This is a genomic window from Pseudomonas sp. BGA-UO-ETr-WB11, assembly GCF_059567785.1.
Map to the genome: position 1 here is coordinate 69,025 of NZ_JCAQOS010000007.1, position 20,218 is coordinate 89,242.

Annotated in this window: 21 protein-coding genes; 16 read left to right on the forward strand and 5 right to left on the reverse strand. The window is 60.6% G+C overall.

Annotation, left to right across the window (positions count from 1 at the left end):
• The first annotated feature begins 98 nt into the window (after nt 1-98).
• The 3 genes from AC56DI_RS11135 to AC56DI_RS11145 all read left to right on the forward strand — a co-directional run bounded on the left by AC56DI_RS11135 (nt 99) and on the right by AC56DI_RS11145 (nt 4,451).
• Entirely contained in the window at nt 99-1,193 is a 1,095-nt protein-coding gene (locus AC56DI_RS11135) for a diguanylate cyclase (protein WP_496346221.1), read from the forward strand.
• A 90-nt stretch (nt 1,194-1,283) separates the two neighbouring features.
• Entirely contained in the window at nt 1,284-3,968 is a 2,685-nt protein-coding gene (locus AC56DI_RS11140) for a cation-translocating P-type ATPase (RefSeq protein WP_496346222.1), read from the forward strand.
• Nucleotides 3,969-4,016: 48 nt separating this feature from the next.
• The gene (locus tag AC56DI_RS11145; RefSeq protein WP_496346223.1) at nt 4,017-4,451 is read left to right on the forward strand and encodes a universal stress protein; all 435 of its coding nucleotides are present in this window, start codon (nt 4,017-4,019) and stop codon (nt 4,449-4,451) included.
• Nucleotides 4,452-4,480: 29 nt separating this feature from the next.
• Here the strand turns inward: AC56DI_RS11145 and AC56DI_RS11150 are convergent, their stop codons facing one another.
• On the reverse strand, nt 4,481-5,179 hold the full coding sequence (locus AC56DI_RS11150; protein WP_496346645.1) for a substrate-binding periplasmic protein: 699 nt from the start codon (nt 5,177-5,179) through the stop codon (nt 4,481-4,483).
• Nucleotides 5,180-5,437: 258 nt separating this feature from the next.
• Here AC56DI_RS11150 and AC56DI_RS11155 point away from each other — a divergent pair, with 258 nt between their 5' ends.
• The 10 genes from AC56DI_RS11155 (at nt 5,438) to AC56DI_RS11200 (ending at nt 13,689) form a co-directional block, all read left to right on the forward strand.
• Nucleotides 5,438-5,740: a BufA1 family periplasmic bufferin-type metallophore gene (locus tag AC56DI_RS11155; RefSeq protein ID WP_422588730.1), complete on the forward strand. Its 303-nt coding sequence runs from the start codon at nt 5,438-5,440 to the stop codon at nt 5,738-5,740.
• Nucleotides 5,741-5,753: 13 nt separating this feature from the next.
• Nucleotides 5,754-6,650 carry an MNIO family bufferin maturase gene (bufB, locus tag AC56DI_RS11160; protein ID WP_496346224.1) on the forward strand — a complete coding sequence of 299 codons (897 nt, stop codon included), beginning with the start codon at nt 5,754-5,756 and terminating at the stop codon, nt 6,648-6,650.
• Entirely contained in the window at nt 6,647-7,405 is a 759-nt protein-coding gene (locus AC56DI_RS11165) for an HvfC/BufC family peptide modification chaperone (protein ID WP_496346225.1), read from the forward strand. The genes bufB and AC56DI_RS11165 overlap by 4 nt, the downstream gene beginning before the upstream one ends.
• A gap of 38 nt (nt 7,406-7,443) precedes the next feature.
• Nucleotides 7,444-7,938, forward strand: coding sequence for a DoxX family protein (locus AC56DI_RS11170; protein ID WP_496346646.1), 495 nt, complete (start codon nt 7,444-7,446; stop codon nt 7,936-7,938).
• A gap of 328 nt (nt 7,939-8,266) precedes the next feature.
• Complete coding sequence (locus AC56DI_RS11175; RefSeq protein ID WP_324519346.1) at nt 8,267-9,388, forward strand: beta-ketoacyl-ACP synthase III; 1,122 nt, start codon at nt 8,267-8,269, stop codon at nt 9,386-9,388.
• Nucleotides 9,388-9,999: an RNA polymerase sigma factor gene (locus AC56DI_RS11180; RefSeq protein WP_496346226.1), complete on the forward strand. Its 612-nt coding sequence runs from the start codon at nt 9,388-9,390 to the stop codon at nt 9,997-9,999. The genes AC56DI_RS11175 and AC56DI_RS11180 overlap by 1 nt, the downstream gene beginning before the upstream one ends.
• Nucleotides 9,993-10,235, forward strand: a complete 243-nt coding sequence (locus AC56DI_RS11185; protein ID WP_496346227.1) for an anti-sigma factor family protein — start codon at nt 9,993-9,995, stop codon at nt 10,233-10,235. Before AC56DI_RS11180 ends, AC56DI_RS11185 begins: the two co-directional genes overlap by 7 nt.
• Before the next feature lie 219 nt (nt 10,236-10,454).
• Nucleotides 10,455-11,795, forward strand: coding sequence for an OprO/OprP family phosphate-selective porin (locus AC56DI_RS11190; RefSeq protein WP_496346228.1), 1,341 nt, complete (start codon nt 10,455-10,457; stop codon nt 11,793-11,795).
• 83 nt (nt 11,796-11,878) lie between these two features.
• A complete protein-coding gene (locus AC56DI_RS11195; protein WP_496346229.1) occupies nt 11,879-13,012 on the forward strand; it encodes a GNAT family N-acetyltransferase in 1,134 nt (377 codons plus the stop codon).
• Between the two features lie 113 nt (nt 13,013-13,125).
• The gene (locus AC56DI_RS11200; protein ID WP_496346230.1) at nt 13,126-13,689 is read left to right on the forward strand and encodes a hypothetical protein; all 564 of its coding nucleotides are present in this window, start codon (nt 13,126-13,128) and stop codon (nt 13,687-13,689) included.
• A 78-nt stretch (nt 13,690-13,767) separates the two neighbouring features.
• On the opposite strand, the gene AC56DI_RS11205 is transcribed toward AC56DI_RS11200, so the two are convergent.
• The 3 genes from AC56DI_RS11205 to AC56DI_RS11215 form a co-directional block, all read right to left on the reverse strand.
• Nucleotides 13,768-14,310 carry a peptidylprolyl isomerase gene (locus tag AC56DI_RS11205; RefSeq protein ID WP_422587352.1) on the reverse strand — a complete coding sequence of 181 codons (543 nt, stop codon included), beginning with the start codon at nt 14,308-14,310 and terminating at the stop codon, nt 13,768-13,770.
• 20 nt (nt 14,311-14,330) lie between these two features.
• The gene (locus AC56DI_RS11210; RefSeq protein WP_496346231.1) at nt 14,331-15,170 is read right to left on the reverse strand and encodes an alpha/beta fold hydrolase; all 840 of its coding nucleotides are present in this window, start codon (nt 15,168-15,170) and stop codon (nt 14,331-14,333) included.
• A gap of 64 nt (nt 15,171-15,234) precedes the next feature.
• On the reverse strand, nt 15,235-16,140 hold the full coding sequence (locus AC56DI_RS11215) for a LysR family transcriptional regulator (RefSeq protein WP_422587350.1): 906 nt from the start codon (nt 16,138-16,140) through the stop codon (nt 15,235-15,237).
• A gap of 49 nt (nt 16,141-16,189) precedes the next feature.
• Between AC56DI_RS11215 and AC56DI_RS11220 the strand changes: the two genes are divergently transcribed.
• The 3 genes from AC56DI_RS11220 (at nt 16,190) to AC56DI_RS11230 (ending at nt 18,410) form a co-directional block, all read left to right on the forward strand.
• Nucleotides 16,190-16,504, forward strand: a complete 315-nt coding sequence (locus tag AC56DI_RS11220; RefSeq protein ID WP_496346232.1) for a 3-phosphoglycerate kinase — start codon at nt 16,190-16,192, stop codon at nt 16,502-16,504.
• A gap of 335 nt (nt 16,505-16,839) precedes the next feature.
• Entirely contained in the window at nt 16,840-17,736 is an 897-nt protein-coding gene (gene rarD / locus AC56DI_RS11225; RefSeq protein ID WP_496346233.1) for an EamA family transporter RarD, read from the forward strand.
• A gap of 17 nt (nt 17,737-17,753) precedes the next feature.
• Nucleotides 17,754-18,410 (forward strand): cupin domain-containing protein, encoded by a 657-nt coding sequence (locus AC56DI_RS11230; protein WP_496346234.1) that lies wholly within the window; start codon nt 17,754-17,756, stop codon nt 18,408-18,410.
• Between the two features lie 2 nt (nt 18,411-18,412).
• Here the strand turns inward: AC56DI_RS11230 and AC56DI_RS11235 are convergent, their stop codons facing one another.
• Nucleotides 18,413-20,137, reverse strand: coding sequence for a GspE/PulE family protein (locus tag AC56DI_RS11235; RefSeq protein WP_496346235.1), 1,725 nt, complete (start codon nt 20,135-20,137; stop codon nt 18,413-18,415).
• Nucleotides 20,138-20,218 lie beyond the last annotated feature (81 nt).

Here is a 20,218-nt window from a genome sequence, read left to right on the forward strand (position 1 = left end):
GACTTTGAGTCGCTTGCGTGCTTGAGGGGGACTAAGGGGTTATATCGACGCCACGATGCTTAGGTTAGAGTCCGCCGTTTTGTAGGGGTAATGGCCAGTTGAAGTCAGGCACGCAGGGAACACCGCTGTCGAAACAAGCCGGTCTGGCATTGGCCCGCCGCAGCTTCCTGCCGCGGGCGATTGGCTTGGGTGTGGGCTTTTTTTGCGTGGCGGCGGTGCTGCATGAGCAGGGTGCACCGCTGTGGTTGTGGGCTGTGCTGGTGGCCAATTGTTACCTCTGGCCGTTGTTAGCACTACAGCTGGCGCAACGTGCTGAAAAGCCGCTGCAGGTGGAGCGCCGCCAAGTGCTGATGGATTCGCTGATGGGCGGCTTTTGGATTGCCACCATTCAGTTCAACGTGCTGCCCACGGTGATGATGCTGTCGATGCTGGCCATGAACAATACGGCGGCAGGGGGCGCGCGCCTGGTTGGCTGGGGTCTGTGCTTGCAGGTGCTGGGCATGGTGCTGGCGGTGCTGTTGTTCGGTTTTGGCTGGCAGCCGCTGACCAGTCAAACGGTGATTTATGCCTGCATTCCGATGTTGGTGCTGCACCCGCTGACCATCGGTCTGGTGCTTTACCAACTGGCCGTGCAGCTGGGTCGCAGCAAGCGCGCCTTGCGTGATTTAAGCCGTACCGACAGCCTGACTCAGTTGTTCAATCGTGGTTACTGGAAGGAATGCCTGGGGCTGGAGTTCGAACGCTGTCGGCAGATGGCGACACCGGCCTGTCTGGTGTTGATTGATGTCGACCACTTCAAGCACGCCAATGATCGTCATGGGCATGTGGCCGGCGATAGCGTGTTGCGTGAGGTCGGCGAGTGCATCAGCCGCAACCTACGCGGCGCCGATACTGCCGGGCGTTATGGCGGTGATGAGTTTTGTGTGTTGTTGCCTCGCGCCACCCCAGCCCAGGCCTACGAAGTACTTGAGCGGGTGCGCGCGGCAGTAAGTGGCTTGCGCTTTGTCGAGGCCGAAGAGTTGCAGGTCAGTCTGAGTATTGGTATCGCCGGTTACAGCCCGGCCCTGGCGGATACGACGGCCTGGCTGAATGCTGCGGACGCTGCGTTGTACCAGGCCAAGCATCAAGGGCGTAATTGCATTGTATTGGCCGATACGCTGCCAATGGAGTCGTCTGTAGTCCAGCCGGTGTGATTGCGAGGTGGGCGCACTTACCTTGATCCAGGCCGGTGGGTGAGCGACGGATACTGTTAGGCTCGGGTTTCTCTCCAGGAGGAATCGACGATGCGCGAGCCCGAACCTTGTGACTGGCACGCCCTTACCCGCGGGCACAGTCTGCAGCAGCTGCACAGCAGCGACGTCGGACTCAGCAGCGCGCAAGCCGCCGAGCGTCTGCAGGACTACGGCCTCAACCAACTGCCGCAGCGCGCGGGGCTAACCCCCTGGCGGCGTTTTCTGCTGCAGTTTCATAACCTGTTGATCTATGTGTTGCTGGCCTCCATGGCGATGACCCTGGCGCTGGGCCAGTGGCTCGACAGTGCGGTGATTTTTGCCGTGGTGCTAATCAATGCGGTGATCGGCTTTATCCAGGAGGGCAAGGCCGAGCAAGCGATGCGTGCGATCCAGTCGATGCTCACCGTGGACAGCCGCGTGCGCCGTGATGGTGAGGTGCTCAGCTTGGCGGCCGAGCAGTTGGTGCCGGGTGATGTGGTGCTGCTGGATGCTGGTGATCGAGTGCCGGCTGACCTGCGCCTGCTGGAGGCGCGCGATCTGCGCATCGAAGAGGCCGCTCTGACGGGGGAATCACTGCCGGTGGATAAACACATCGCACCTGTGGCAGCCCTGGCCAGCCTGGGTGATCGGCGTTGCATGGCTTACTCCGGCACCCTGGTCAGCGCCGGCAGCGGTTGTGGTGTGGTGGTGGCCACGGGAGAGAACACCGAGCTGGGGCGCATCAGCCATATGCTCGGCGCGGTCACCGCCTTGCAAACCCCGTTGCTGGCCGATATGAGCCGCTTTGCCCGTTATCTGACCCTGATTATTGTGGCGCTGGCCGGCCTGACCTTCGCCTTTGGTGTGTTGCTGCGCGGCTACAGTGCCAGCGAAATGCTGATGGCCTCTGTAGGCCTGGCTGTGGCGGCGATCCCCGAGGGTTTGCCGGCCGTGCTAACGATTATTCTGGCCTTGGGCGTGCAGCGCATGGCGCGGCGGCGGGCCATTATTCGCCGCTTGCCGGCAGTGGAAAGCCTGGGCGCGGTGACGGTGATTTGCACCGACAAGACTGGCACCCTGACCCGCAACGAAATGACCGTGCAGCAAGTGTTTACTGCTGGTCATCACTATCAGGTCGAAGGCGTCGGTTATGCGCCCCATGGCAGCATTCATTGCGATGACGGCCAGTTGTGCAGCCTGGACAGTGCCCATGATTTGCGTGAGTTGGCCCGTGCCGGTCTGCTGGCCAACAACGCCAGTCTGGCCCTGAGCGATAAGCAGTGGCAGATCAGCGGTGACCCGACAGAGGCGGCCTTGCTGACCCTGGCGGGCAAGCTGGGTTTGCAGCTTGCTCAGGAGCACCAGCAGTTGCCGCAGGCAGATAGCATTCCATTCAGCTCCGAGCGCCGCTACTCGGCCAGCCTGCATCATGATCACAGCGGCCATGGCCTGATCTATGTGGTCGGGGCGCCTGAGCGCCTGCTGGCGCTGTGCAATCGGCAGTGGCGCGATGGCCACGACGAACCCCTCAACCTCAAGCATTGGCGTGTCCGCCTGGAGCAGGGCGCGAGTCAGGGCTTGCGCATGATCGGCCTGGCCCTGCGCACACTGCCGCAGGTGCAGCACGAACTGAACTATGCCGATATCGACGGTGATTTTGTCCTGCTCGGCTTGGTCGGCATGCTCGATCCGCCGCGCGAGGAGGTCATCCGTGCCATCGCCGACTGCCACAGTGCCGGCATCCGCGTGAAGATGATTACCGGCGATCACGCTGCCACCGCCGCCAGCATTGCTCGCAGTCTGGGGCTGAACAGTGACGCGCCGTTAACCGGCGTCGAATTGGACACCCTCAGCGATGCCGAACTGGACGCTCGCCTGGCCACTACCGAGGTGTTTGCCCGCACCAATCCGAGCCACAAGCTGCGCCTGGTTGAGCGCTTGCAGGCCCTCGGCGAACGGGTGGCAATGACCGGTGATGGCGTCAACGACGCCCCGGCCCTCAAGCGTGCCGACATCGGTATTGCCATGGGCATCAAAGGCACTGAGGTGGCCAAGGAAGCGGCGCAGATGGTGCTGGCCGACGATAACTTCGCCACCATCACCCATGCCGTGGAAGAGGGACGGGCGGTCTACGACACGCTGAAAAAGGCCATCATGTTTATTCTGCCCACCAATGGTGGCGAGGCGCTGGTGTTGCTGGTGGCGATTGCCTTTGGCCTGACATTGCCGATCACACCGTTGCAGATTCTTTGGATCAATATGATTACTGCCGTCACCTTGGCATTGGCCCTGGCCTTCGAACCGGCAGAGCAAGGCTTGATGGCCCGGCCGCCGCGCGATCCGCGCATGCCGCTGCTGAGCCCCGTGCTGTTATGGCGGATTGTCTGGATCGCCATGTTGATGACCGTGGTCAGCCTCGGGCTGTTTGCCTACAGCCAACACCTGGGCTGGGCCCTGGAGGCCAGCCGCAGCCTGGCGGTGAATGCCATGGTCGCGTGTGAAATCGGTTACCTGTTCAGCAGCCGCAGCCTGTATGGCCCGGCACGTTTTGGCTGGCGGGATAACCCGATGATCTGGGCCATGGTGCTGGTGCTCAGCGCCCTGCAACTGGCGCTGACTTACTGGCCGCCGTTGCAGGGGCTGTTTGCCATGGCCGCGTTACCCGTGCTGGCCTGGGCCTGGTGCCTGGGGACTGCCGTCGGTGTGTGCGTGCTGGTAGAACTGGAAAAGGTTGTGTTGCGTCGTTTGCGGGCATAGGGGCCAACGGCGGCGCTTTAGATGAGTTGATGATCAAGGAGTATGAATATGCAAATAGTCCTACTGGCCAGCGACGGTTCCGCCCATGCCGACCGTGCGGTGGCCTACTTGATTGAACAGATTCAGCAGGGTGGCTTGCTCAGTGATGCGTGCGCCGTGCATCTGCTCAATGTGCAGCCGCACCTGCCCAGTCGCATCAGTCAGGGGATGAGTGCTGAAGATTTGCACGAGTACTACCAAAGCCACAGCAACAGTGCCCTGGTCACAGCGCTGGCGCAGTTACAGCAAGCAGGCATCTCCTCTACTGTGCACAGCCGCGTTGGTGCGCCGGGTGCCAGCATCGTTGCCTGCGCCAAGGAGCTGGATTGCCAGAGCATCATCATCGGCAGTCATGGTGCCGGCCTAACCCTGGGTTCGCTGCTGGGCTCGGTGGCCAGTGAGGTGGTCAGGCTTAGCGAACTGCCGGTAACCCTGGTCAAGTAACGCCGCAGACGGCTGAGGTCGCGCAGTGCTTACTGCAGGCCGTGGCGTTGCAGAATGGCGGTGTAGCTGCCGTCGGCACGCATATCTCGCAGTGCCTGATTGAAGGCACTTACGATTTGCCCACTCTGTGGGTGCTTGCGCCGCACCAGAATATGCAGCGGCGATTCGGACAGTGGAACGGGTAAAAACTCCAGTGCCGGGCTGAGTTCGGCCAGTTCATGGCTGAGGTAGTACCTGGCCACCCATTCGTCTTCCAGGGTCAGGTCGACACGCCCAGCGGCGAGCATGCGTGCGGCGGTCGCAAAGCTGGAGGCCACTTCTTTGTGCAGGCGTGCGTCGCTGTCGAACGTTGGCCCGTAGGCAAACCCCCTGGCCACCGCGATGCTGTAGGGCAGCAGGTCATCCAAGTGCTTGAACTCGATGACGCTGCCGGTGCGGCGCATAAAACGGATGCGGTTGATCAGGTAAGGCTCGGAGTAGATTCCATAGGCTTGCCGCTCGGCGGCGAACCAGGAGGACAGCAGAACATCGTAGCGGTCATGTTGCATGCCCTGCAGCGCACGCGCCCAGGGCACCTCATGATATTCGCTGGTGTAGCCGGCGCGTTGCAGGGCGGTGCTGACCAAGTCAGTGGCCAGGCCATTGTTTTGCAACTGCGCGTCCGTAAACGGCGGCCAGGTATTGGCCACCAGGCGCAACGTCTCTGCCGACAGCGCGGTGCTGAACATCAGGCTGAACAGGCAGGTGAACAAACGCGGATAAACCACAGTGGCTGTCCTTCAGAAATCATCAGATGAGCGTAGACCCTTGATCATCAGGCCGGCTGCTGTGGGGGTAATTACCTGCATGGGGCCCGACGCGTCTGCGCGCAAACAAAAAATCCTCATCCGTTGTAACAATGCTTGGCTAATCAGCTCTAGTGATACAGGTAAGCAAGCCGTTGCCTGTTTTACTGTGTATTTCATTGTCGATATGAGGATTTCACCATGAGCAATACGAGCACGTTTTCCGCCGCAGCCCTGGCCTTGGCATTGGGTTCAGCTCTCACACTCGCGGCTGCGCCACTGACCGCCCAAGCGGCCGGCGACAGTGATAAATGCTTTGGTGTTGCGCTAAAAGGTCAGAACGACTGCGCAGCAGGTGCTGGAACTTCCTGTGCAGGCACTTCGAAAAAGGACTATCAGAGCGATGCTTGGAAGCTGGTTCCCAAGGGCACGTGTGAGCAAACCGTCAGTCAGAGTTCGCCAACCGGCTTTGGTCAGTTGGCGGCATTCAAAGCCAAAGGCTGATTAGGGACGGATCATGACCAATCACGCAGCAGGGTTTGCTGCCGGGTCTGCGGCCCGTGCGCCGCAGTTGCCAGCGCGCGCGGGCCTGGGCCTCAAATCTGAGCATTACCAGGCGATTCTGGACAGCTCGGCGGATGTTGGGTTTTTCGAGGTGCATGCCGAGAACTACATGGTGGCCGGCGGGCCGTTCCACCATTACCTGGGCTTGCTGCGTGAACGCTATGCCTTATCACTGCATGGTGTAGGGCTGTCCATCGGTGCCGCCGCACCGCTGGATGAGGCCCATCTACAGCGGCTGGCTGTGTTGATTGAGCGTTATCAGCCACAGGCTTTTTCCGAACACCTGGCCTGGTCCAGTCATGATCAGGTGTTTTTCCATGATCTGTTACCGGTGGCCTATGACGCCGCCACCCTGGCGCGAGTCTGTGAGCACATCGATCGGGTGCAGAGTCGTTTGCAGCGGCAGATGTTGCTGGAAAATCCGGCGACCTATGTCGAATTTGCCTGCTCAAGCATGGATGAGGCGCAGTTCCTTGGTGAGGTGGTGCAGCGCACCGGCTGTGGGCTGCTGCTGGATGTGAACAATGTGTATGTCTCCAGCATCAATCACCAGCGCGATCCCTGGGCTTATATCCAGAGCCTGCCGCTGCATGCGGTGGGTGAGCTGCACTTGGCCGGGTTTGCCGAGGACTGTGATGGCGCCGGTGCGCGCCTGCTGATTGACAGCCATGGTGCGCCGGTCGATCAGGCTGTCTGGGCCTTGTATGCGCAGACCCTGACGTTGACCGGGGCGCTGCCGACCCTGATCGAGCGAGACCATCAGGTGCCAGCATTGGCCGTGCTACTGGCTGAGGCGCGGCAGGCCGACAGCTTGCTGCGCGAGCATGGCGCGGCGGGGTGTGCGGCATGAGTCTCTACGCGGACTTTGCTGCGGCCTTGCTCGCTCCCGAGGGCGCATGTCCGGTGGGCTTGGTGACGGCCAATGGCTCTGATCAGGCGGTGCGTTTTACGGTCTACCGGAACAATGTGCAGAGTTCCCTGGTGGATGCCCTGGCCGACAGTTACCCGGTGTTGGTGCAACTGGTGGGGGCGGCCTTCTTTCGCGCCATGGCGCTTGTCTATGTGCGCCAGGCGCCGCCGCGCACGCCGCTGTTGGTGGACTATGGTGGTGATTTTGCCGACTTCGTCGAGGGCTTTGCTCCGGCGGCCAGCGTGCCCTATCTGGCGGCGGTGGCGCGTCTGGAGCGTGCTCGGGTGCAGGCCTATCACGCCGCTGACAGCCAACCCCTGACGGCGGATCAGCTGGCCGCGGCCCTGGCGCAGCCTGACACCTTGGGCGATTTGCGCATCAATCTGCATGCCAGCGTGGCAGTGCTCAGTGCGCCCTATGCGTTGGTGTCCATCTGGCAAGCCCACCAAGGCGACGCTGACTTTGCCTCACTGGATCCGTTGCAGGCGGAGCACGCCCTAGTGCTGCGCAGCCAATGGCAGGTCCAGGTGCATGCCGTCGGTGTGGGCTGCGCAAATTTTGTCCGAGCTCTGCAGCAAGGACAGCCCCTTGGGCTTGCCGCAGCGGCAGCAGCGACGGACTCCCATTTCGATCTTGCGGCCAGTTTGGCCTTGCTGCTGCAGGCTCAGGTTCTGTGTTGCGAACCCAGTCATTAAAGGAAAAACCTATGTCTCAGTTCAGTACTCGGCCCCGTATGGACGGCCTGGTTGCTTTGCTCGAACGCTATGTCGCGTTGTGCTCGAAGGTGCCCCACAGCCTGCTAGCCCTGTTGGGGCGTTTTGCCCTGGCAGCGCTGTTCTGGAAGGCCGGGCAAACCAAAGTGGCGAATTTTGCGCTTGATCCGTTTGCCGGTACCTGGCAAATCGGTTGGCCACGGCTGGCGGATTTCGCGGTTGAATTGTTTGCCAGCGAATACCAGTTGCCATTTATCGCCCCGGCCGTTGCGGCGCTGCTGGCCGCGACGGCCGAGCATGTACTGGCTCTACTGCTATTGCTGGGGCTGGCCACGCGTTTTGCAGCATTGGGTCTGCTGGGCATGACCTTGGTCATTCAACTATTGGTCTATCCAGATGCCTATCCGACCCATGCCACTTGGGCGGCGGTGCTGCTCTATCTGCTGGCCAGAGGGCCGGGTGTGTTTTCTCTTGATCATTTGCTGGCCCGCCATTACCGCGTTTTGGGGCGCTAGCCTGAGCTGTTCTATCCGCCTTTCTTCCTCTTTTCGGCGTCCGACTGGGCGCCGCCATCTCTGCTAAGGGCAGGCACAGAACATGTGTCTTGCACCGCACAGCAGGCATCTTCTATTGACATGCAGCAGTCTGTCGTTAGGCGTTGGTCTGACAGGCGGACGCGCAGGCCCTGGCTGTGGCAAACTCTGCTTTTTTTCAGGGCCTTTGTCGGTGTGCCGACCCGACCCTGAGGTGTCGCCCCCCATATTTGTGCCTGTGGCTCGCAGCCCAGAGGCTTTAGCGCATAACCGGCCACTGCGGGTGGCCATGACAAGAAGAGGAAAGACCGTGCACAACGTCGTAATCAGTGGCACTGGCTTGTACACCCCAGCGAACAGCATCTCCAACGAGGAGTTGGTGCAAGCGTTCAATGCTTACGTTCAGCAATTCAACGCGGATAACGCTGCTGCTATCGAGTCTGGCGAAGTCCAGGCGCTGACCGAATCCAGCGCCGCATTTATCGAAAAAGCCTCCGGGATCAAAAGTCGCTTTGTCATCGACAAGGCCGGCATTCTTGACCCGCAACGCATGACCCCGCGGATTCCCGAGCGCAGCAACGACGAACAGTCGATCCTCTGCCAGATGGGCGTAGGCGCTGCTCAAGACGCCCTGGCCCGTGCCGGCAAGACCGCCGCCGATGTGGACATGGTCATCGTTGCCTGCTCCAACCTGCAGCGCGCCTACCCGGCCATTTCGATTGAGATTCAGGCGGCTCTGGGTATTCAGGGTTTTGCCTATGACATGAACGTGGCCTGCTCGTCGGCCACCTTCGGCCTGCAAGCGGCGACCAACTGCGTGCAACTAGGCCAGGCCCGTGCCGTGCTGGTGATTAGCCCGGAGATCTGCACCGGCCACCTCAACTTTCGTGACCGCGACAGTCATTTCATCTTTGGCGATGCCGCCACTGCGGTGCTGGTGGAACGTGCCGATCTGGCTACTTCCGCGCATCAGTTCGACATTGTTGGCACCAAGCTGATCACCCAGTTCTCCAACAACATCCGTAACAACTTCGGCTTCCTCAACCGCGCCGCGGAAGAGGGTATCGGCGCGCCGGACAAGCTCTTCGTCCAGGAAGGCCGCAAGGTATTCCGCGATGTCTGCCCGATGGTGGCCGAGCTGATCGCCGCACACCTGGCGGAAAACCAGTTGAACGTCGGCGACGTCAAGCGCTTCTGGCTGCACCAGGCCAACCTCAACATGAACCTGCTGATCACCCGCAAGCTGCTGGGCCGTGACGCCGAGCCAAGCGAAGCGCCGGTGATTCTCGACACCTACGCCAACACCAGTTCCGCCGGTTCGGTGATTGCCCTGCACAAGAATCAGGATGATCTGCCACGCGGTGCCCTGGGCGTGCTCAGCTCCTTCGGTGCCGGTTACTCCATTGGCAGCGTGATCCTGCGCAAGCGTTGATGGATTATCCCGCCGACAGCGCGTTGCTCACTCGCCTGCTGGCGGGGGAGCAGCGAGCGTTTCGCGAGTTGGTGGTGGCCTATCAGGGCGGCATGCGGGCGGTGGCCTACGCCATTGTCGGCAGTCGCCATGCCGATGAGGTGGTGCAGGACGCCTGGCTGGCTGTGGTGCGCCATCTGCACGGTTTTCAGGGACGTTCCAGTCTCAAGACCTGGCTGTTCACCATCACGGCCAATACGGCCAAGGCTCGCCTCAAACAGAACCGTCGTGAAGTGTTGCTGGATGACCTGCCGTCCCCCCATGGCAGCGTCGGCGATGAGCGCTTTTCAGCCGATGGTCACTGGCTGCTGGCACCCCATGCGTGGCATGAAGATTCGCCAGAGGCCCTGCTGAACGCCAGCGAGCTGCGCGAGTGTTTGGAGAAAACCCTGGTCACCCTGCCTGAGTTGCAGAACAGTGTTTTGCTGTTGCGCGAGCGTCAAGGGCTTGAATTGGACGCTATTTGTAATCTTCTTGATATCTCGCTCTCTAATGTCCGTGTGCTGCTGCACCGTGCCCGGTTAAAGGTTTTTGCCACGTTGGAACACTTTGAGGAGACTGGCCAATGTTGAGCTGCAAACAACTGGTGCTGCGCTCGAGTGATTTTCTCGATGGGCAATTGACCTTGCGTGAGCGTTTTGCGGTGCGTACTCACCTGGCCATGTGCATTAACTGTCGGCGCTTTATTCGCCAACTGCGCCTTACTCAACGTGTCGTGCAGCAACTGCCCGAGGTTGAAATCAGAGGTCTGGATGCATTGGCCGAGCGCCTCGCACGCGCCGCCAAAAAGCCAGAAAAACGCTCGTAAGGCTGACGACATGGGCGCTGCAGGCGTCGATGATCTGCGTAGCGTGCCTTCGCCATTCGGCTAAAAACGCTTGTTTTTCAACTGCCTGGAAAAGTTCCACTGTCACAAAAGCTTTATATTTGTGCAACTGAGCTGAAATAACCCCCCGCCAATATTCCCCCCAACACAACGTAGCCCAACGGCTTCGGTGTTTCTTAAGACTAAGTAGGGGAATTCTGGATGATTCGTAAGCACTTCGCCGGTTTTGCCGCCAGCGCCCTCGCACTGGCCGTTTCGGCCCAGGCTTTCGCAGGTACCGTGACCACTGACGGTACTGACATCATGATCAAGACCAAGAGCGGTCTGGAAGTTACCACCACTGACAAGCAGTACAGCTTCAAGCTGGGCGGCCGTCTGCAGGCTGACTTCGACCAGTTCGACGGTGTTTACACCAAGAACAACAACAGCGCCAACGAATCCTACTTCCGTCGCGCTCAGCTGGAATTCGGCGGTAACTACAAGGACTGGCGCTACCAGGCCAACGTTGACTTCGCTGACCTGGCTGGCTCCAAAACCAAGTGGGATGAAGCTTCCATTGCTTACACTGGCTTCGCGCCGATCGTGATCAAGGTCGGTAAGTTTGACCAGGACTACGGCCTGGAAAAAGCCACCAGCTCCAAGTGGACCACCGCCATCGAGCGTACCGCTGTCTATGACCTGGCTTCCTGGGTTAACGACAAGGAAGACGGCATGGGTATCCAGGTTAGCGGCACCACCGCTGGCATGTTCTACGGTTCGGCTGGCATCACCCAGCAAGACGGTACTGCCACCTACGGTGATACTACCGAGCAGCTGGGCGAAGATGACGACGGCGAAGATGTAAACACCTTCAACGCCCGTGGCGTATTTGCCCCGATCGTTAGCGAGACCGAAGTGCTGCACCTGGGCCTGGATTACGCGCAGCGCAGTTACGAAGATGACACCTTCAAGGGTGGCATCACCTCCCGTCTGGGCGTGCGAGGCATCACCGAGAACACTAAGAATTCGTCGTCCATCAAAATGGCTGACACTGACGCCGGCTACTTCAGCGATGACCAAGTATGGGGCGCTGAGTTCGCCTACATGAATGGCCCGATTTCGGTGCAGAGCGAATACTTGAAGCGTGACCTCAGCGGTCAAGACGACAACAGCGATCGCACCGCAACAGGTTACAACGCTCAACTGGCTTACACGCTGACCGGTGAGTCGCGTACCTACAAGCTGGACGGCGGCAAGTTTGACGCCATCAAGCCTGCTGACAAGACCATGGGTGCATGGGAAGTGTTCTACCGTTACGACAACCTGCAGGTTGAAGACGATAACGGCGGCCTGGACACCATTTCTGGTCTGAATATCGATGAAACGACCGCCAAGATCCACACCCTGGGTGTGAACTGGTACGCCAATGAGGCCGTTAAGGTTTCCCTTAACTACCTGATGAGCACGACTGACGACGATACCGTTGCCGTACAGAAACGTGAAACCGACGCCACTGACGACGACGGCAAAGCTATCTCGCTGCGCGCTCAATACGTGTTCTAAAAATGTTGTAACAGTGCTGCTCCTCTTAAGCCCCGCCTCGTGCGGGGCTTTTTTTCGTCGGCACAAAACCCCAGACTGAGCCCATGCCTATTCTGACTCTCGATAGCCTTAGCGATCTGCCTGCCGCCCAGTGGAATGCCTTGTTGGCGGACTCTCAGCCGTTTGTTCAACACGGTTTTCTGTCGGTGCTGGAGGACAGCGGCAGTGTTGGCCCAGGAACGGGCTGGCAACCGGCCCATCGCCTGTTGGTCGATGCCCATGGCGCGCCGCTGGCGGCGTTGCCGGGTTATGTGAAGCAGCATTCCTATGGCGAGTATGTCTTCGACATGGCTTGGGCTGAGGTCTGTGCCCGTGCCGGGATCGACTACTACCCCAAACTGCTAACCGCGGTGCCCTTTACTCCGGTCAGTGGGGGCAGATTGCTGGGTGATGGTGTGGCAGCGGCGCAGCTACTGAATGAGTTGAGCGCCAGCTTGCATGACCAGAGCCTGTCGAGCTGGCATGTGAACTTCACCGATGCCGCTGCCGATCAGTTGCTGCGCGGCCGTGAGGGCTGGCTGGAACGCCTGGGTTGCCAGTTCCTCTGGCACAACCGCGGTTATCGCGATTTTGCCGACTTTCTCGATCAACTGACCTCGCGCAAACGCAAGCAGCTGCGCAAGGAGCGCGAGCAGGTGGCGGGGCAGGGCATCGAGTTTGAGTGGTGTGAGGGTCGGCAACTCAGCGAGCCTGAGTGGGATTTTGTCTATGCCTGCTACGCCAACACCTATCACGTGCGTGGGCGTCAACCGTACCTGACGCGCAGTTTCTTTAGCCTGCTGGCCGAGCGTCTGCCGGAGACGATTCGCGTGGTGTTGGCTCGGCAGCGCGGGCGTGCGGTCGCCATGGCTTTCAGCCTGCAGGCCGGCGACACCTTGTATGGTCGCTACTGGGGCTGCCTGGGTGATTTCGACCGCTTGCACTTTGAAACCTGTTTCTATCAGGGCATCGACTACGCCATCGGCCAGGGTTTGCAGCGCTTCGATGCTGGCGCCCAGGGCGAGCACAAGCTGATTCGCGGTTTTGAGCCGCAGCTCACCCGTTCCTGGCACTACCTGTGTCATCCGGGCTTGCGCGCCGCCGTGGCGGATTTTCTTCAGCAGGAGCGTGCAGGCGTGCAGTTGTATGCTCAGCAGGCGCGCGAATTGTTGCCTTATCGGCACGCGGAGCAGGGCTAACGCATTGCTGGCGGTGGCCGAAAAGGGATTTGTCATAAAGGGGTCATAGTCCTGTCACGAAACTCGGGCAATTTTGCAGGCCTATGTCTTCTAACGCCGGAGTTGCTGAGTCTATGAAATCGTTTGTTATCAAACCGCTGTCGATTGCCCTGCTGGCCGCCACCTTGGCTGCTTGCAGCATGAATGCTCCGGCCCCATCAGCGAGTGCCGCCAAGGCCGCGGAAGCAGCGCTGAATAACGATGACTGGTATCAGGTGTGGACTGAAGGTCAGGCGGTGGTGTTTGACGATCACGCGGTCTATGCCGAGTACGTGAAGACCGGCAAGGCGCCGGTTATGAAAGACCTCGGCATCAAGGACCAGCAGGGACGCAACATCGTTCTGGGGCTGCGCGCCGAAGACCGCAGCAAGGACGTTAACACCCTGGCGGCCAAGCGCTTCATCGACGTCAACCTGCCGCCGAGCAGCAGCTTCTATGGCGAGATTCGCGAAGACAACAAGATCTTCGTGTTTCAGCGCTACGGCGACATGATGGACGTGGTCAAATTGGGCGAGCCGATTTTCAGCTACATCGAGCTGGGTGCTGGCCCGGATGGCGAGCGCTTGATTTACGCGCTGGCCAAAGAAGAGAAAAAGCCGGAAAAACTGATCGTCAAGTTCAAGAGCATGAATCGCTAAGCAGCATGCTTTAGCGTCGACCAGAAAAAAGCCGCGCCGGCAGTTAGTACTGCCGGCGCGGCTTTTTCGTTGTGGCGTTTACAGGCGCTTGGCGTCGATGATCAGGATCGCTTCACGCGGTACATCACGGGCGCCGGTAGGCATTGCCGAGATACGGTCGACCACGTCCATGCCTTTGACCACATGGGCAAACACGGCATAGCCGAAGTCGCGCTGGCCGTTGTCGAGGAAGTCGTTGTTGGTGCTGTTGATAAAGAACTGGCTGGTGGCTGAGTCCACCGCCGAGGTGCGGGCCATGGCCAGCGAGCCACGCACATTGCGCAGGCCGTTATCAGCTTCATTCTTGATCGGTGGCTGGGTGGCTTTCTGCTGCATGTCCGGGGTGAAGCCGCCGCCCTGAACCATGAAGTTGGGGATCACACGGTGGAAGATGGTGCCGTTGTAATAGCCGCTGTCCACATAAGCGAGAAAGTTCTTCACGCTGATCGGCGCCTTGTCGGCCTCCAGCTCGATTTCAATCGCACCCTGGCTGGTATTGAGCAGTACATGGGGCTTGTCTGCGGCCAGCAGGTTGGCGCTGAACAGCAAGGTGCCGGCGGCAAGGGCGAGGGTTTTCAGCATGGTGTCGGTGTCCTGTTAGGTTATGGTTTTTGCTTGCGCGTTTTTTTCATCGGCGGGTTAACCGGCTGGGAGGTGCCATCCAGCTCGGTGAGAAAGTGCAGCAGTTGGCTATTGAAGGCTTCGGGTTGGTCCATGGGCGTGGCATGGCGGGAGTCTTCGATCACCACCAGGCGGGCATTGACCATCTCGTCGACATAGGCCTGCTTGTTCGCCACTGGTGTGTAATCGCGGTCGCCGCTGACCACCAGGGTCGGGCAGGTGATCTTGCTGATTTGCCCACGCACGCCCCAGCCGATGATGGCGTCCAGGCTGGACAGGTAGGCACGCTTGTCGTTGCGCGGCCAGCGGCGTTCGATCTTCAGGCGCAGTTCGACCTGCTCGGGTTTGGGGAATAGCAGTTTGCCCAGACCCTTGGCGATGGTCTCCAGACTCAGTAGGCGCGACAGGCTCCAGCGTTTGGCAATTTGCACGCAATCGGCAAAGGATTTGGCTTTCACCTCCGGGCCGCTGTTGACGATGGTCAGGCTGCGCAACAGCTCCGGGCGATCGACGCCGAGTTGAAAGCCGATCATGCCACCCATGGAGATGCCCACCAGATGCACGGTGCCGAGCTGCAGGTGTTCGATCAACGCGGCCACATCCTCGGCAAAGCCGGCAATGCTGTAGTGCTCATCGGGCTTGTCGGAGCGGCCATGGCCGCGTAGGTCGATAACGATCACCCGGTACAAGGGGCTAAGCACGGGGATCTGCGATTCCCAATCCAGGGTGCTGGAGCCCAGGCCGTGAACCAGCAGCAGCGGCGTGCCGTGGCCGTAATCCTCGTAGTGCAACTGGCAACCGTCGTGGGTGAAAAAGGCCATGGACTTTCCTCGTGGGGCTCGTGCGGGCTGGGGCTTTGTGCGACTGGGCTCAACTGTGCCGCAGTCAGGGCTGATCGTCCAGATTGCAGCTGTCGTAGGTCTTGATCAGCTCCACCAGAATCCGGCTGGCCGGGCCCAGGGCTTTGTCTTTGTGGCTGTAGAGGGTGAAACGCGGGTGGTTGCTCATCCCGCTTTCCAGCGGCAAGGCCTTCAGCTGCTGGGCGTCCAGCTCACGTTGGATCAGGTGCCGGGGTAGCCAGGCAAACCCCAGGCCGCTGCTGACGAAGTGAGCGGCGGTGGACAAGCTGCTGACCGTCCAGCGCTGTTCGGCACCGAGCCAGCCGACATCCCGTGGGCGGCTGCGGCCGGAGTCGCGGATCACCACCTGCAGCTGGTTTTGCAGGTCGGCAAAGGTCAGGTCCCGTTGCAGTTGGTGCAGGGCGTGGTCGGGGTGGGCGACGGCGATAAATTCGACTTCGCAGAGCTCATGGCCCAGGTAACCGACGATATCCAGGCTGCTGATGGCCAGGTCGGCATTGCCTTCGAGCAGTACTTCCTCGACCCCGGAGAGCACTTCTTCGCGCAGGCGCACGCGACAGCCGCGGCTTTGCGGCATAAAGGCCGCCAGTGCGCGCAGCAGACGTTCGGTTGGATAGGCCGCATCGACCACCAGACGCACTTCCGCTTCCCAGCCCTGGTCCAGGTTGTAGGCCAGGTCTTCCAGTTGGCTGGCCTGCAGCACCAGTTGGCGCGAGCGGCGCAGTAACACGTCACCGGCATCGGTGAGCACCGCCTTGCGCCCGTCGATGCGCAGCAACGGCACGCCTAACTGCTCCTGCATGCGCGCCACGGTGTAGCTGATGGACGATTGTGAACGGTGTAAAACCTCGGCGGCTTGAGCAAAGCCGCCGTTGTCGACCACAGCCTGCAGGGTGCGCCATTGTTCCAGGCTAACGCGGGGTGCTTTCATCTTGGCCTCTTTGTGTCCTAAGCTGGCGCCCCCTTGGCGGAGACCACCGATGAAGAAACTTTGTGCTTTTTTGCTGTTGGCGCTGCCGCTGACAGCCCTGGCTTACCCGATTGACGTGAGCAAGCAGCTCAACGGCAGCGAAGTCTCGGCCACGGCGGTGGAAATCGACCACAACATGGTCGGCCTGCTGTTGGAAAACTATGGCAAGGCCGATGCCAGTTGCGTGGCGCGCTTTGCCAACGGCCCGGAAAGCCCGCGGGTGCGCAAGACGACGCTGGCTGGCGGCAAGCGCGAGAACCTGACCGTGCGTTTTACCCGCAGCGTTATCCATATGCGTATCCAACTGACCTGCAAGCCGCAATAAGCGTGCATCACGGGCGCGGTACATGGGCACGATAGATCAGTCTGGTCGATCATTTAAAGCGGTTTTTTGCGCTATTTAATCGATCGGTATCTATCTAACCTGTGCGCATCCCCTCTGGAGCGTCTTGCTCCAGACGTTAATGGCATTCTTTGCGGTTTCTCCGCGGTCGCTCTCCTTGGCCGCAACCCTGGCCTGATCGGTTAATCGATCAGGCTTTTTTATGGGCGACGGTTTGTGCCTATCTCTGTCGATATGAACGCGCTAAGGTGGCCGGCTTTTGCAACAGATGGTCAGGTTTTCCTTGCGTGGATAAGCCGGGCCCAGGTGAGGCGTGTATGCAGTTGTCCGGACGTGGCGTCGGTTTGTCGCTGATTGCGTCGGTGTTGTTTGTGCTGATTCCCGGTTATGTGCGCGAACTGGCGCCGCTGGATGGCGTGCAGGTGTTTGCCCAGCGCGTGCTCTGGTCGATCCCGATGGTGTTGCTGCTGGTGCTGCTCACGCGGCAGTGGGGCGTGCTGGGTGCGGTGCTGCAGCGCCTGCGTCGTGAACCGCGTTTGCTGGCGGCCTTGCCCCTGGCGGCGGCTTTGATGGGGGTGCAATGGGCGCTGTTTGTCTGGGCGCCCCTGGCCGGGCGGATGCTGGAGATTTCCCTCGGCTATTTCCTCTTGCCGCTGGCAATGGTGCTGGTCGGCCGGCTGTTCTATGGCGAACGCCTGCGGCCGTTGCAGACGTTGGCGGTGGTCTGTGCCGTGCTCGGGGTGGTGCATGAACTGTGGCTGACCCGCGCGTTCTCTTGGGTGACTCTGCTGGCAGCCCTGGGCTACCCGCCGTATTTCATGTTGCGGCGCTGGATGCGTCTGGATGCCTTGTCCGGTTTTATTCTGGAGATGCTCATGCTGGCACCGCTGGCCATCTGGCTGATCGCCAGCGCCGGCCTGCCTGACGTGTTTAGCCTGGCGCCGCAACTATGGTGGTTGCTGCCTGGGCTGGGGTTGCTAAGCACCCTGGCCTTCGGCGCGATGATGGCCTCCAGCCGCTTGCTGCCGTTGGGGCTGTTCGGCATCCTCAGTTATGTCGAGCCGGTGCTGCTGTTTGCGGTGTCGGTGCTGGTGCTGGGCGAGCATTTCAACCCGGCGCAGCTGTGGACCTACCTGCCGATCTGGCTGGCGGTACTGCTGATCGGCTGGGACAGCGCGCGACTCTTGCGTCGCCAGGCTCGGCAGGGCCTTTGAATACACGGAGACAGGTCATGCAGTTGAATACCGATTTGCACCAGCGCGTGGTCATCGATAGCCACGCCGTGGCTTGGCAGCCCTCGCCACTGCCGGGTGTCGAGCGCCGACCGCTGGAACGCCTGGCCGCGGAAAGTGGGCGCACCACCTCGATTGTGCGGTATGCCGCGGGTTCCTCCTTTAAGGCTCACCTGCATCCCCTGGGCGAAGAAATCCTGGTGCTGGACGGCGTGTTTGCCGACGAGCACGGTCAGTACCCGGCCGGCACCTGGCTGAAAAATCCACCGGGCAGCCAGCACGCGCCTTCCAGCCCGGACGGCTGCCTGCTGTTCGTCAAACTCTGTCACCTGACGGCAGACGACGAGATTGCCGGGCGCATCGATACCCGCAGTGCCCAGTGGCAACCCGGATTGGTCGAGGGCTTGAGTGTGTTGCCGCTGGACAGCGTAGGCACGACCCACACCGCCTTGGTGCGCTGGGCACCGGGCACCCAGTTCAAGCCGCACAGCCATTGGGGGGGTGAAGAAATCCTGGTGCTGGAAGGTACTTTTCAGGACGAGCAGGGCGATTACCCGGCCGGTACCTGGCTGCGCAACCCCCACGGCTCCAGCCATCGGCCGTTCTCGACTGAGGGCTGTTTGATCTACGTGAAGGTTGGCCATTTACCCGCGTAGGTTTACTCCAGGCGCACGCGGTACACCTCATTGAGCGGGATGAGCTTGTCCCGCGCCAGTTGCAGGGCACTCTGAGTCAGCGGGCGCATGCCGTCGTGGATGGCTTGCTGCTCGATGCTTTGTGCCGATACCGACGGTTCGATCAGGGCGCGCAGCGCCGGGGTCACTTCCAGCAACTCATAAGCGGCCACCCGCCCGGCAAAGCCGAGGTTGCGGCAATGCTCGCAACCGCTCCCCACATAAAAGGGTTCGTCGCTGCTGAGCCCCAGGGTGCTGCGCACATGGGCGCTGACCTCTTCCTCAACCAGGCAGTGCGGGCAGTTGCGTCGTACCAGGCGCTGGGCCAGAACCCCCAACAGGCTGGCGTTGAGCAGGTAGGGGGCAATGCCGATTTCCAGCAGGCGGGTCACGGTGGTGGCCGCGCTGTTGGTGTGCAGGGTGCTGAGCACCAAGTGGCCGGTGAGGGCACTTTCGGTGGCCATCATGGCGGTTTCCTGGTCGCGGATTTCGCCGACCATGATTACGTCTGGGTCATGGCGCAGGATGTGGCGCAGGGCGCGGGCGAAGGTGTAGCCGATCTGCGGCTTGACCTGGATCTGGCGGATGCCGTCGATCTGGTATTCCACCGGGTCTTCCACGGTGATGATGTTGACGCCGCTGCTCTTGATCCCGTTCAGGGCGGCATACAAGGTGGTGCTCTTGCCCGAGCCGGTGGGGCCGGTGACTAAGACGATGCCCTGGTTGTGGCTGATCAGGTCGCGGAAGCGCTCAACGTCGCGACCATTGAAGCCGATTTGGTCGAGGGTTTTCAGGCTTTGGCGGGTGTCGAGGATACGGATCACCACGCTCTCGCCATGCACCGTGGGCATGATCGACAGGCGCAGGTCGATGGTGCGGTCGCCCTGTTTGACCATGTGCCGGCCATCCTGGGGCAGGCGCCGCTCAGCGATGTTCATGCCGCCGATAATTTTGATTCGGCTGACGATGGCGGACAGGTTGCTGTGCTTAACCCGGCGGATCTCCAGTAGCACGCCGTCGATACGCAGCAGAATCACCACGTCGTGCTCGCCCGGCCGCAAATGAATGTCCGAGGCGCGGCGGCTGATAGCCTCTTCCAGCAGCGAGTCGACAAAACGCACAGTGGGCGGGTCCTCGGCCAACTGCTTGATGCGGTGCAAGCTCAGCGATTGTTCGCTGGTTTCGTTTTCTGGCAACTCATGGGCGGTGGCGCTGGCATACAGGCGGCTGATGGTTTGTTCCACTTCGCTGGCGTTGGCCAATACCGCTTCCACCGGTTTGCCGGTGACAAAACCCAACAGGTGCAGGAGTTCGCAGTGGGTTGGGTCAGGGGAGGCGACGATCAGGCGCTCGCCATCAAGCATCAACGGCACCACCAGATAGCGCCGCGCCAGGCTCTCAGGCACCAGCTTCACGCACTCCGGCTGGATGTCGAAGTTCTCCAGGCTGACCTGGGCGATACCTAGTTGCTGGGCCAGGGTCAGGCCCAGGCGCTCGGCGCTGATCATCTTCAGTTCCAGCAGCACCTGACCGAGACGGCCCAGTTCGGGGTGTTGGTGCTGGTGGCTGAGGGCTTTTTCCAGCTGTGAGGGCGAGATGACGCCGCACTCAAGCAGCAGGTTGCCCAGTGACATGCCTTGTGGCGTCAGGCTCGGGTGTTCCTGCAGATGCTGGCGCAAATCACGGCTGTTCTTGAACAAAGACGACATTGGCGGCCCCCCGTACTGATGGTCCTTTCAGTATGCAGGCTGGCAAATGGCCATCGCTGAGTTGGGTCAATGGTCGGGCAT